11 protein-coding genes and 1 pseudogene are annotated in these 9,926 nt (G+C 67.2%); 8 read left to right on the top strand and 4 right to left on the bottom strand.

Annotated features, from left to right (window positions below):
* On the top strand, positions 1 to 301 hold a 301-nt coding region (locus tag WA317_RS03345), incomplete at its 5' end, for an alpha/beta fold hydrolase (RefSeq protein WP_425171689.1).
* On the opposite strand, the gene WA317_RS03340 is transcribed toward WA317_RS03345, so the two are convergent.
* A complete protein-coding gene (locus WA317_RS03340; protein WP_425171688.1) occupies positions 257 to 1,660 on the bottom strand; it encodes a flavin monoamine oxidase family protein in 1,404 nt (467 codons plus the stop codon). The genes WA317_RS03345 and WA317_RS03340 overlap by 45 nt on opposite strands.
* A gap of 54 nt (positions 1,661 to 1,714) precedes the next feature.
* Here WA317_RS03340 and WA317_RS03335 point away from each other — a divergent pair.
* A pseudogene (locus WA317_RS03335) lies at positions 1,715 to 1,911 on the top strand (LLM class F420-dependent oxidoreductase); the annotation flags it as partial.
* 85 nt (positions 1,912 to 1,996) lie between these two features.
* Here WA317_RS03335 and WA317_RS03330 read toward each other — a convergent pair.
* The gene (locus WA317_RS03330) at positions 1,997 to 3,112 is read right to left on the bottom strand and encodes a hypothetical protein (RefSeq protein WP_425171687.1); all 1,116 of its coding nucleotides are present in this window, start codon (positions 3,110 to 3,112) and stop codon (positions 1,997 to 1,999) included.
* The gene (locus tag WA317_RS03325; RefSeq protein ID WP_425171686.1) at positions 3,112 to 4,248 is read right to left on the bottom strand and encodes a phosphotransferase family protein; all 1,137 of its coding nucleotides are present in this window, start codon (positions 4,246 to 4,248) and stop codon (positions 3,112 to 3,114) included. The genes WA317_RS03330 and WA317_RS03325 overlap by 1 nt, the downstream gene beginning before the upstream one ends.
* A gap of 46 nt (positions 4,249 to 4,294) precedes the next feature.
* Between WA317_RS03325 and WA317_RS03320 the strand changes: the two genes are divergently transcribed.
* Entirely contained in the window at positions 4,295 to 4,921 is a 627-nt protein-coding gene (locus tag WA317_RS03320; protein WP_425171685.1) for a TetR/AcrR family transcriptional regulator C-terminal ligand-binding domain-containing protein, read from the top strand.
* A 13-nt stretch (positions 4,922 to 4,934) separates the two neighbouring features.
* Entirely contained in the window at positions 4,935 to 5,270 is a 336-nt protein-coding gene (locus tag WA317_RS03315; protein WP_425171684.1) for a VOC family protein, read from the top strand.
* 20 nt (positions 5,271 to 5,290) lie between these two features.
* On the opposite strand, the gene WA317_RS03310 is transcribed toward WA317_RS03315, so the two are convergent.
* Positions 5,291 to 6,679: an HNH endonuclease signature motif containing protein gene (locus WA317_RS03310; RefSeq protein WP_425171683.1), complete on the bottom strand. Its 1,389-nt coding sequence runs from the start codon at positions 6,677 to 6,679 to the stop codon at positions 5,291 to 5,293.
* A gap of 162 nt (positions 6,680 to 6,841) precedes the next feature.
* On the opposite strand from WA317_RS03310, the gene WA317_RS03305 reads away from it, so the two are divergent.
* From WA317_RS03305 to WA317_RS03290, 4 genes are all read left to right on the top strand, one after another.
* On the top strand, positions 6,842 to 7,798 hold the full coding sequence (locus WA317_RS03305; RefSeq protein ID WP_425171682.1) for a DUF4129 domain-containing protein: 957 nt from the start codon (positions 6,842 to 6,844) through the stop codon (positions 7,796 to 7,798).
* A complete protein-coding gene (locus WA317_RS03300; protein ID WP_425171681.1) occupies positions 7,795 to 8,280 on the top strand; it encodes a hypothetical protein in 486 nt (161 codons plus the stop codon). The genes WA317_RS03305 and WA317_RS03300 overlap by 4 nt, the downstream gene beginning before the upstream one ends.
* A gap of 8 nt (positions 8,281 to 8,288) precedes the next feature.
* Positions 8,289 to 9,257, top strand: a complete 969-nt coding sequence (locus WA317_RS03295; RefSeq protein ID WP_425171690.1) for an AAA family ATPase — start codon at positions 8,289 to 8,291, stop codon at positions 9,255 to 9,257.
* A gap of 7 nt (positions 9,258 to 9,264) precedes the next feature.
* Positions 9,265 to 9,926 (top strand): DUF58 domain-containing protein (locus WA317_RS03290; RefSeq protein WP_425171680.1); only part of this gene is annotated, 662 nt, incomplete at its 3' end.

Below are 9,926 nucleotides of genomic sequence, written 5' to 3'. Positions count from 1 at the left end.
GTTCACCGCCACGTCGGCGGCGGGCCGCGGGGGCTGCGCGAAGATGCTGGCCACCGGGGTGGGTAGCCGTCACATCAGCCTGACCGGCCTGACGGTGCCGGCGCTGGTCATCGGCAGCCAACGTGACCGGCTCACGCCGATGAGCCAGTCCCGCAGGCTCGCGCGCAGCCTGCCGCACTGTGTCGGGCTCGTCGAGCTGCCCGGCGGCCACTGCGCCATGCTGGAACAGCCGCAGCGAGTCAACCGGGAGCTGCGGTCACTCGCGGAGTCTGTTGTCGGCGCCCGGCGCATCAGCTCCTAACCGGGCGGCGACCTCGCGGGCCGCGCGTTGTCCGGACCGCACCGCGCCGTCGAGAAAGCCGGTCCACTCGTCGGCGGTTTCGGTGCCGGCCCAGTGGATCGGGCCGACCGGGCAACGCAACCATGGGCCGTAGCGTGTCCACGAGCCGGGCGGCACCGCAGCGGTCGGACCGCCCGGAGCGAAAGCCTCTGCGCTCCAACGGTGGTCGACGTAGTCGAGGGGTTTGAGCGCATCGTCGCCGAACAGCGACGCGAAACATGTCAGCACGTGGTGCCGGCGTTGGTCAGCCGAGAGCTGGTCGAAGGTGCGGGCGTCGACGAATCCCAGCAGGATGCCGGGCCCATCGTCGTGCGGGCTGACATCGAAGGTGATGAACACCGGGCCCTCGTCGGACAGCGCTTCGCCCGAATATCCGTCGGACCGCCAGAACGGCGTGGTGTAGGCAGCGTAGGCCTTGCTGAGCCGGCCCTGCGGCCAGCCGGTGGCGAGCTGGTGGTATTCGGCGGGCAGCGCGGGCGTGAACTCGATACTGGCGCGGTGTGCCGGGGGGACGGCGACGATGACGAATCTGGCCTCAGCGCTGCCCTTTTCGCAGGTCACCGTCACACCATTGGCATGTTGCTCGATGCGACGGACGGCGGCGCTCAAGAGCGCCCGGTCACCGAGCTCGGCCGCTGACCTTTCGGCGATCTGCTGCGTGCCCGCCGCGAATCGGTCCTGCTGCGCGCCGCCCTCGACGTCGAGGAGCCGGTTCAGGCCGCCGGCTGCCCGCACATAGCGGGCGGCGTGCAGCATCGACACCTCGTCGGGCTCGCAGCCCCAGGTGACTCGGGCCATGATGGCCAGCAGGTCGTGCGCGGTGACGCCGGCACGCACCGACCGCAGCCACTGTGCCAGCGACTGGCTGTCCAGCCAGGTCGCGTGTCTGGCGGTCCACGGCTCAGCCAGCGGAACGCTGCGGGCGATGCGTTCGAATTGCCAGCGCACCCGGGCGATGTCGAGCAATCCGCCCAGCGAAAGCCTGGGGACGGTGCCGCGATAAGGGCGAATCATGCCCCGCCACCGGATCAGGTTGGCGCCGTCGTCGTAGGTCGGCACGGTCGGAATGTCGAGTTCGGCGGCCAGCGCCAGAACCGCGTCCTGGGTGGGGCCGACGAATGTGCCGCCCAGGTCGACCGGTATCCCAGCCACGTGCCCGGTGTGCGATCGTCCACCGACCCGGTCGCGGCCTTCCAGGACCAGGACATCGTGGCCCTGCCGCACCAATTCCCTTGCCGCGGCGAGTCCCGCGAAGCCGGCGCCGACGACGACGACATCGGCGGTCCAATCCGCCGGTGGGACAGCGGGCTCAGCGGACATGGGCACCAGTCAACCCCATCCCCGGCGGTCGTGGTCACTGAGTAGGCTGCGCGGGTGAAGGTCTTCGCCGCCTTGTACGGGCTCACCAATGCCGCCGAGCGCGCCCGGGAGCTGCGCGACGCGGGAGCCACCGGCGTTGCCACCTTCGAGGGCTCGCTCCGCTGACGCTGGCGGCCACCGTGCCCGGTCTGAACTTGCTGACCACCGTCGCGATCGCTTTTCCCCGCAACCCGACCGTCTGCCTCTACCAGCCCGCGCCGCTGGGAACGCACACTCTGGCCGCGATCATCGACGAGCTCGCGGATTGATTCGACGCGGCCGCTGACGCGTCGGTTCCTAGGGCGCCACAGCCAGCCAGTCGGCGAAGCCGGACGGATCGTGTCGGCCCAGTACGCCGTGTTCGTAAAGACCCCAGCCCTCGACTGCCGAGCCGTCGCCGTCGCGCCACAATGCCCGGCCGACGTGGTCGATGACCCCGAATCCCGACCGCGCGACGATCCCCGGGTCGGTCATGTCGTAGGTCAGCCGCTCGGTGAACTTGTCGCCTCGCCACATCCCGTGCTGCCAATCTGAATCGCCGCCGTAGCCGCCGCCGACATGGATCGGTACCGGCAGTTTCGACTCGACGTCCAAGCGTATCGGTGTGAGGTCGGCGGAGCTGGCCTCGATCACTGCTCCGATCGGGATGCGGGTACCGGGCCGGTAGCGCGTGGTGACCCGCGGCCAACCCAGCTGCTCGACCCGGCCGTCACGCCAGATGCGGGTGCAGTCGTTGAGCGAACGGAATCCGTCCGGTGCCTCCTGAATAATCAGCACGACGGCGAAGTCGTCGAACGCCATCGGCACATACAGCCACCACATGCCCTCGAACGGCGGATCGGCCGGTCGGCCCGCCGGTTCCGGCTCGCCGACGGGCCGGATGCCCCAGGACCGGTCCCGGGTGCCGAGCCAAGTCTGCGGGTCCACGGCGATCTCCTCGCCGTCCACGGCGATCCGTCCGTGCCAGGTGCCCAATTGCGCGAACCGCTGGGCGTCCAGCGTCACCCGCGTGCCCGCGCGCATCACGTGCGGCTGCTCCCGCACGACGCCGAACAGCCCTTCCCACGTCAAATCGGCTGCGATGCCTTCGGTTTCCTCGAGGATGACCCGAAGTTTCTGCAGCGGCTCGACGACCTCGATCCGGTACCCGCCGACATGCTGGTTGAGCCGGTCGGCGTCGATGGCGTCGGACAGGTGCACCGCGGTTTGGGTGTCGCCACGGCGCAGTAGCACAAATGCATCCTTGACGCCCAGATTTGGGTAGTAGCCGATGCCGGTGATCAGGAAGATGTTGCCGGTGCGGTCGTGGGCGTTGAGATAGGAGCGATCGTAGAAGTTGCGGTCCGACGGGCCCGGCCAGGCGATGGGCTGCGGTAGCTGGTGAACCGGATACTCGTCGAGCGGGCCTAACATCAGCGATCTTCTCCGATCAGTCGCTTGAGCAACGCGCCGTGGTAGAACAGCGACTCGACATCGTCCGGCTTCTGCAACTCGCCGAAATGCACCCGGCGGGCACCGGTGCGCATGAAGACGCACGCCCACATCACCGCCGAATAGGCGTAGAACCAGCCGAGGTCGCCGAGCTCGACTCCGGTCAGTTGCCGATACGTGGCGCGGACGTCGTCCTCGCGCAACACGTCTGGCATACCGGGAAGCGTTGCCAGACCGGCGAGTTCCTGAAACACCAGGTGAGCGAATATCAGCCACGCCACGTCGAGTTCTCGCGGCCCGACCGTCACCATCTCCCAGTCCAGGACCGCCACCGGCCGGAAATCGCGGTACAGCACATTTCCCACTCTGGCGTCACCCCACAGCAGCACCGGGTCAACGGCAGCCGCCTCGTCCGGCCAGTGCTGCTGCAGCCAGTCGAAGGTGCGCTCCAGCAGAGGCGAGCGTCCGATGTCGGGGACGGCGAAGTCGTACCAGTGCTGCACCCATGCGAAGTGCCGGCGCAGTGCAGTGTCACCGGGCCGGGAGTCGTTGAGGAACGCAAACGTATTGTTCGCGTTCGGGATCGAGTGCAGCTTGGCCAGCACTTCGACGGTGGAATCCTGCAGCTCGCGCCGGCGCTCGGTGGGCGCGTCGGCGAACCAGTTGTTGCCGAAGGTGTAGGGCATGACGTCGGGCGGAACGACGCCTTCGACGTGATCCATGAGGAAGAACGGCGTGCCGAGGACGTCGCCGGTCGGCTCGATCCAGCGCACCCGCGGCACCGGGACATCGGTCAGCTCACGCACCTGTCGCATGACGTCGAATTGGTGATCGAGGCGGTACGACGGGAACACCGGTACGTCTTCGGTGGTGGGCGCGACGCGGGCGACCCAGCGCTGCTCGACCGGCGTTCCGTTCTCGTCCCAGCGGCCGGTCAATATGATGGTCTCTGAAGACATTCCGGTGGTGTCGATGCCGTTTTCCACCGTCACCCGCGGCGTCACTGCGTCGGGAAGCACCGTTGACAGCCATCGGGAGATCACCGCGGGGACGGTGCCGACGTCGCGGCTCGACCGTTGCAGGCGGCCGACATCTCCGACAGTCGGTTGGCTCGCCACGAGCGCCTCCTCCGTTGAAGGCTATTACGATACGGTGGGTAGCGTTATGAAAGCAGAGCCGTCTTCTCTTGACAAGGCCCCGGGCGCCGGGCGGCCCCGGGACCCGCGTATCGACGCTGCCATATTGTCGGCGGCTGCGGAACTGCTCGTGCAGATCGGCTATTCGAATCTCACGCTGGCCGCTGTCGCAGAACGCGCGGGGACGACGAAAACCGCGCTCTATCGCCGATGGTCGAGCAAGGCTGAGCTGGTGCATGAGGCCGCGTTCCCAGTGACGCCGACCGCGCTGGTGGCGCCGGCGGGCGATATGGCGGCCGATATCCAGGCGATGGTCGCGGCCACCCGGGATGTATTCACCAGCCCGGTGGTTCGTGCCGCTCTGCCCGGTCTGGTCGCCGACATGACCGCCGATCCGCACCTCAATGCCCGGGTGGTGTCGCGTTTCGCAGGTCTGTTCACCACGGTGCGGGAGCGGTTGACCGACGCTGTAGCGCGCGGTGAGGTACATCGGGACGTCGATCCGGACCGGTTGATCGAGGTGATCGGAGGAGCGACCTTACTGCGGCTGCTGTTGCGTCCGGACGAGCGACTCGACGAAGCTTGGGTTGTGCAGACCACCACGATCGTGGTGCACGGTGTCACCAGAGATGCCGGCCAAGTGCGTACGGGATGAAAGGGTGCCGATCATGAGCGACGTCGTGAACTACTTCGAGATCGGGACGGCCGACGCCGATGCCACGACGGCGTTCTACGGAAGCCTGTTCGACTGGCACATCGGGGAGTCCGGCGGCTACCGTGCGGTCGAGGGAGACAAGGGCGGAGTCTGGGACACCGCGACGACGGGCGGCGGGTCGTGGGCCATCTTCTACGTTCAGGTCGACGACGTGCAGGCGACGATCGGGAAAGCAGCGGAACTCGGCGCGACGGTGGTCGTGCCGTTCACTGACAACGGCCGAATCGAGTTCGCCCACCTGCAGGATCCACAGGGCAACCGATTCGGGGTGTGGCGACCAAAAGGCTGACGTCACGGCGGCCAGGACGCCTACCGGTTCCCGTCCGGCGGGCCGGGATCTCCGCGAAGCAGCTCCTCAGGGTGGTGAGCCTGGTTGACTTTGAGTGGATGGGCGCCGTCGGTCCAGCCAAGCCGCCCGCTCTTAGTGACCTCGGTGCGAAGCTCGCCACGGCTCGCCATGCCATGGTGTGAGCCGCAGCCGAAGTACAGCTTGTCCGCGTCCGTCTGGCCGCCTTTGGCCCAGTCTGGGGAATGGTGAACTTCGCAGCGATAGCCCGGTTCCAAACAGTTGGGGTGGGTACAGCCGCGGTCGCGGGCATAGCAGACGAGCCTCTGGTCGGCGGTGGCGATGCGGCTTTGCCGGCCCAGGTAAAGCGGTCGGGAGGTGTGGTTGTCGAACACCGCCAGATAGTGAATCGCGTTGCTCGCCATCCGGATCAGGTCCTGCATCGGCAGCCTGGACCCGCTTCCGGTATGTGCCGGTGCCGGCATCGGGATGGACCCGTCTACTACGGCGTTGGCAGCTCGATCCAGTTCAGCGAGCGTTGTCGTGGCGATGACGGTCACCGGGTGCCCACGGTGCACACCAAGTTTTCCCGAGGCGATAGCCGTCTCCAGGCCGAGCTTCATCGCATCGTGGCAACGTTGGGCGGATGTGCGGTCATCGCGCAGTTCCAGGTTGCCGTCCATACTCGCGGGCTGGTGGCGACCGGGTCGCACCGCCGCTTCGACGGCCTCGAAGTAAGCGCGGGCCTCGGGGTCGAGCAATCCCTTCAGTTGTGACATTCCGTCAGGTCCCTGTCGGCCCAGGCGCAGTCCGCGGCGGCGGGCCCGGTCGGTTTCGTTGAAGTTGCCGTCGGGGTTGAGGTAATCGGCGATGCGTTGGCCCACTTTTGTGACGATGCCTGAGTCGCCCTCGGCCGCATGCTGCACCAGGGTGTGTTCGACGTTCGCCGCATCGATGGGCGAGACGCACGAAGGCAGCACATTAAGCGCCCGGCACACGGCACGAATATGGTCCTCGCCGACCACTCCGGCCTCGACCGCCGCTCCCAGGTCTGCCAGCTCCGGCCGGACCGGGGGGCCGGTCAGTGAACGCCGCGGTCGAATCCGAGCTGCGACCCGGAAGCGTCGAATGACTTCGCCGGGGGTGACACGCAGCCGTGCCCAGAGCCTGTCGCGCACCGCTGGTATGCATTCCGTGTCGTCGGGTGGGTCGGCGATTTCGCCGAAGAACCGGTACATCAGTCCGCGGTTTGTGCGCTCCTGGGTCTCCAAACGTTCGGCCACGTCAACACGGAACGGGTTGCCGACGACGTCTGAGGAGGTGTTGCGTAGAACGTGATGGGCAGCGTCGATGGCGTCCAGAGCAGCCCGGATATGCTCCGTTGCCGCCTCGGTGCTCACCGATTCACCCATATCTCGAAGCTATGGACCACCGGCGACAATTCCGGTGCCGCCAACGACTACACGGCCGACCTGTGGATGAAATCCCTACTGTGGATATATCGGCGATTGCTGAAGGCCGTTGCACAAGGATTAAGCAGTGCCGCACATTGGAAGGCGCGAGGTGGTGTGCCGATGCCGGATAAAGCGACGAGTCGCGTTATCGCGCTGATCGTGCTGTTGATCGTGGTGGCGGCTGCCTTGCACGGATACCTGCCCGGCGGCAGGCGGACGCCGCCGCGGGAGCACGCCGGGAACAGTGCGGTGAGCCTGGCGTTGGTCGTCGCGCTGCTCGCGGTGTCGCTCGCCGTCATCGTCATTGCGGTGATCAGCCGGTTGCGGCAGCCGCGCGCGGCCGGACCCGCTGTCGGCAGCCTGTCCGACGGACTCGGCGGCAACGCCGTTCGGCCGAGCTGGCGGGTGTTGCTGATCGGGCTGGCGCTGATGACCGGATGGCTGTTGCTAGTGGCGCTGGCGACGCATCTGTTGCAACGCGGGGTCGGTGCGCAGGTGTCGACGACTGGCCCAAGCACGTTGCCGTCGGCAGCACACGTCACCGCCGCCCCACCGAGCGCAGCGCCGAAGGCGCAGCCGGATACCGGCGGGCACGTCCTGCCTTATCTCGCCGCAAGCACGGTGGTGCTGCTGGTGGTCCTCGTCGGGGCCACCCTCGTCGCATCCCGCAAGCGCCCTCAAGAGGTGGTGGCTGTCGCCGACGACGGTGCCCCGGCTTCCGCTTCGCCGCTGGAACCGAAGTCCCTGGCGCGCGCCGCAGAACGCGGGCTCGCCGAAATCGGTGATCTCAGCCTTGAACCGCGCGAGGCGATCATCGCCTGCTACGCAGCCATGGAACGCGAGCTCGCTCAAATCCCCGGCTCCGCGCCTCAGGCCTTCGACACCCCGACCGAAGTGCTGGCCCGTGCCGTCGCACACCGATCGCTGAGCACGGAGAACGCCGTGCAGCTGGTGAACCTGTTCGCCGAAGCGCGGTTCAGCCCGCACGTGATGAATGAGCAGCACCGCGAGATCGCCGTCAACGCGTTGCAGGTGGTCCTGGTCGAGCTGTCGGCGCAAGCGGGGCGTCCGGGATGAAACGGCTTGTGGTGCTCGGTTTTTACGCTGTGGTGGCCGTTGAAGCGCTCGCCCTGCTACTCCACGATCGCCGTTTCGTGCTGTGGACCTCAGGAGTGGTCGTCGCTGTGGTGCTCCTGCAACTGCGCCATCGCCTGGGCGGCGACGAGGGTGCCGCATCGGCACAGTCGACCAGGGATGTCCACGGTGACTCGCTGCGGAGCTGGTTGTCGCGCACCGAGATGCAGATCCGTTGGTCGGAATCCACTCGAGCAGACTGGGACCGCCGGCTGCGTCCGATACTTGCCGGTCGTTTCGAGACGGCGACCCGCCAAAGGAGGTATCAAGACCCGGCCGCATATCACACAACCGGCCGCATGTTGTTCGGTCCAACGCTCTGGGAGTGGGTAAACCCGGACAACGTCTCGAGTACCCGTGCCAGCGAGCCCGGTCCGGGGCGGCAAGTACTCGAGGAAATACTGCAATGCTTGGAGCGAGTATGACAGCGGAAATGAGCATGCCGGCCGGGACGACCACCGCGCACTGTGAGGCGGTGCTCGACGAGATCTCCCGTGTGGTGGTGGGGAAGCGCGCGGCGCTCAAGCTGATCCTCACCACGGTGCTGGCTCGTGGCCACGTGCTCGTCGAGGACCTGCCAGGCCTGGGTAAGACGCTGATCGCACGGTCTTTCGCCGCGGCGCTGGGCCTGGATTTCACCCGGGTGCAGTTCACCCCGGATCTGCTGCCGGCCGATCTGCTGGGTTCGACGATCTACGACATGCAATCCGGGCGGTTCGAGTTCCGCCGCGGCCCGATCTTCACCAACCTGTTGCTGGGTGACGAGATCAACCGCACACCGCCCAAGACCCAGGCGGCGCTGCTGGAGGCGATGGCCGAGGGGCAGGTCAGCATCGACGGTCACACGCACCGGCTGCCGGACCCGTTCGTCGTCCTGGCCACTGATAACCCGATCGAATACGAAGGCACCTACCCGTTGCCCGAGGCGCAGCTGGACCGATTCGCCATCCGGCTCGAGTTGCGCTACCTGTCCGAATCGGATGAGGCGTCGATGCTGCGCCGGCGGCTGGATCGGGGCTCGGCCGAGCCGACGGTGAATCAAGTTGTGGACGCGCACGACTTGGTGGCGATGCGCGAGTCAGTCGAGCAGGTGACGGTGCACGACGACATCTTGAACTATGTGGTGTCGCTTGCCACCGCGACGCGGCACCATCCCCAGGTAGCGGTCGGTGCCAGCCCGCGCGCAGAACTCGACCTGGTCCAACTCGCTCGTGCCCGCGCCCTGCTGCAGGGCCGGGACTATGTGATACCCGAAGACGTCAAAGCGCTTGCCACGGCGGCGATGGCGCACCGCGTCACGCTGCGGCCCGAGATGTGGGTGCGGAAAATTCAGGGCTCCGATGTCATCGAGGAATTGTTGCGCCGGGTGCCGGTGCCACGGGCGCGCGGAACGACGCCGTGAGCGCGGTGTGACTGAGAAACGCAGCGTCGAAGTCGAATTGCATTGGCGTGCGTCGGTCCTCGCACGCTCCATCGCCACCTGCGCCGCGCTTGCCCTGGCCGTCGCGGTGGTCGCGTCACGCTGGCAGCTGATCGCGTTCGCTGCACCGCTCCTCGGTGTGTTGTGTTCGGTCAACTGGCAGCGCCCGGTGCCCAAAATTCAGGTGCACGCTGAGCCGGCGTCGCGACGCTGCTTCGAGACGGAGCAGAGCCGGGTGGATGTGTGGACGACGACCGAGACCGGTGGCGTTGCGGTCACAATCACCGTCGCGGCGGTTGCCGGAACGCACCTCGATGTGATCGAACGAGACTCTGCGGTTAGGCAATCGGTGCTGGTATCCGCCGAACGTTGGGGCCGTTACCCGGTCCGGGCCACGGTCGGCGTCGTCGCGCGCGGCGGCCTGCTGTTGGGGACGGCAACGGTCGATGCCGCGGACATCATCGTGTTTCCCGAAGCCCCGCCGCAATCGACGCCGCTCCCGCGGACTGAACTGCTCGATCGGCTGGGCACTCACCTGACCCGCCACATCGGCCCGGGAGTGGAGTACGCCGACATCCGCGTCTACGTTCCCGGCGACCAGCTGCGCACAGTCAACTGGCCGGTGAGCGCGCGGCGCGGCCGGCTGCATGT

It is taken from the genome of Mycobacterium sp. (assembly GCF_049802695.1).
In the GTDB taxonomy this organism is placed as follows: Bacteria; Actinomycetota; Actinomycetes; order Mycobacteriales; family Mycobacteriaceae; genus Mycobacterium.
This window is presented reverse-complemented; position numbering and strand designations above follow the sequence as displayed.

Coding starts and splice junctions, on each gene's coding strand:
- WA317_RS03295 (WP_425171690.1), top strand. CDS start 8,289: ATGAGCATGCCGGCCGGGACGACCACCGCGCACTGTGAGGCGGTGCTC.
- WA317_RS03340 (WP_425171688.1), bottom strand. CDS start 1,660: ATGTCCGCTGAGCCCGCTGTCCCACCGGCGGATTGGACCGCCGATGTC.
- WA317_RS03315 (WP_425171684.1), top strand. CDS start 4,935: ATGAGCGACGTCGTGAACTACTTCGAGATCGGGACGGCCGACGCCGAT.
- WA317_RS03300 (WP_425171681.1), top strand. CDS start 7,795: ATGAAACGGCTTGTGGTGCTCGGTTTTTACGCTGTGGTGGCCGTTGAA.
- WA317_RS03320 (WP_425171685.1), top strand. CDS start 4,295: ATGAAAGCAGAGCCGTCTTCTCTTGACAAGGCCCCGGGCGCCGGGCGG.
- WA317_RS03310 (WP_425171683.1), bottom strand. CDS start 6,679: ATGGGTGAATCGGTGAGCACCGAGGCGGCAACGGAGCATATCCGGGCT.
- WA317_RS03305 (WP_425171682.1), top strand. CDS start 6,842: ATGCCGGATAAAGCGACGAGTCGCGTTATCGCGCTGATCGTGCTGTTG.
- WA317_RS03330 (WP_425171687.1), bottom strand. CDS start 3,112: ATGTTAGGCCCGCTCGACGAGTATCCGGTTCACCAGCTACCGCAGCCC.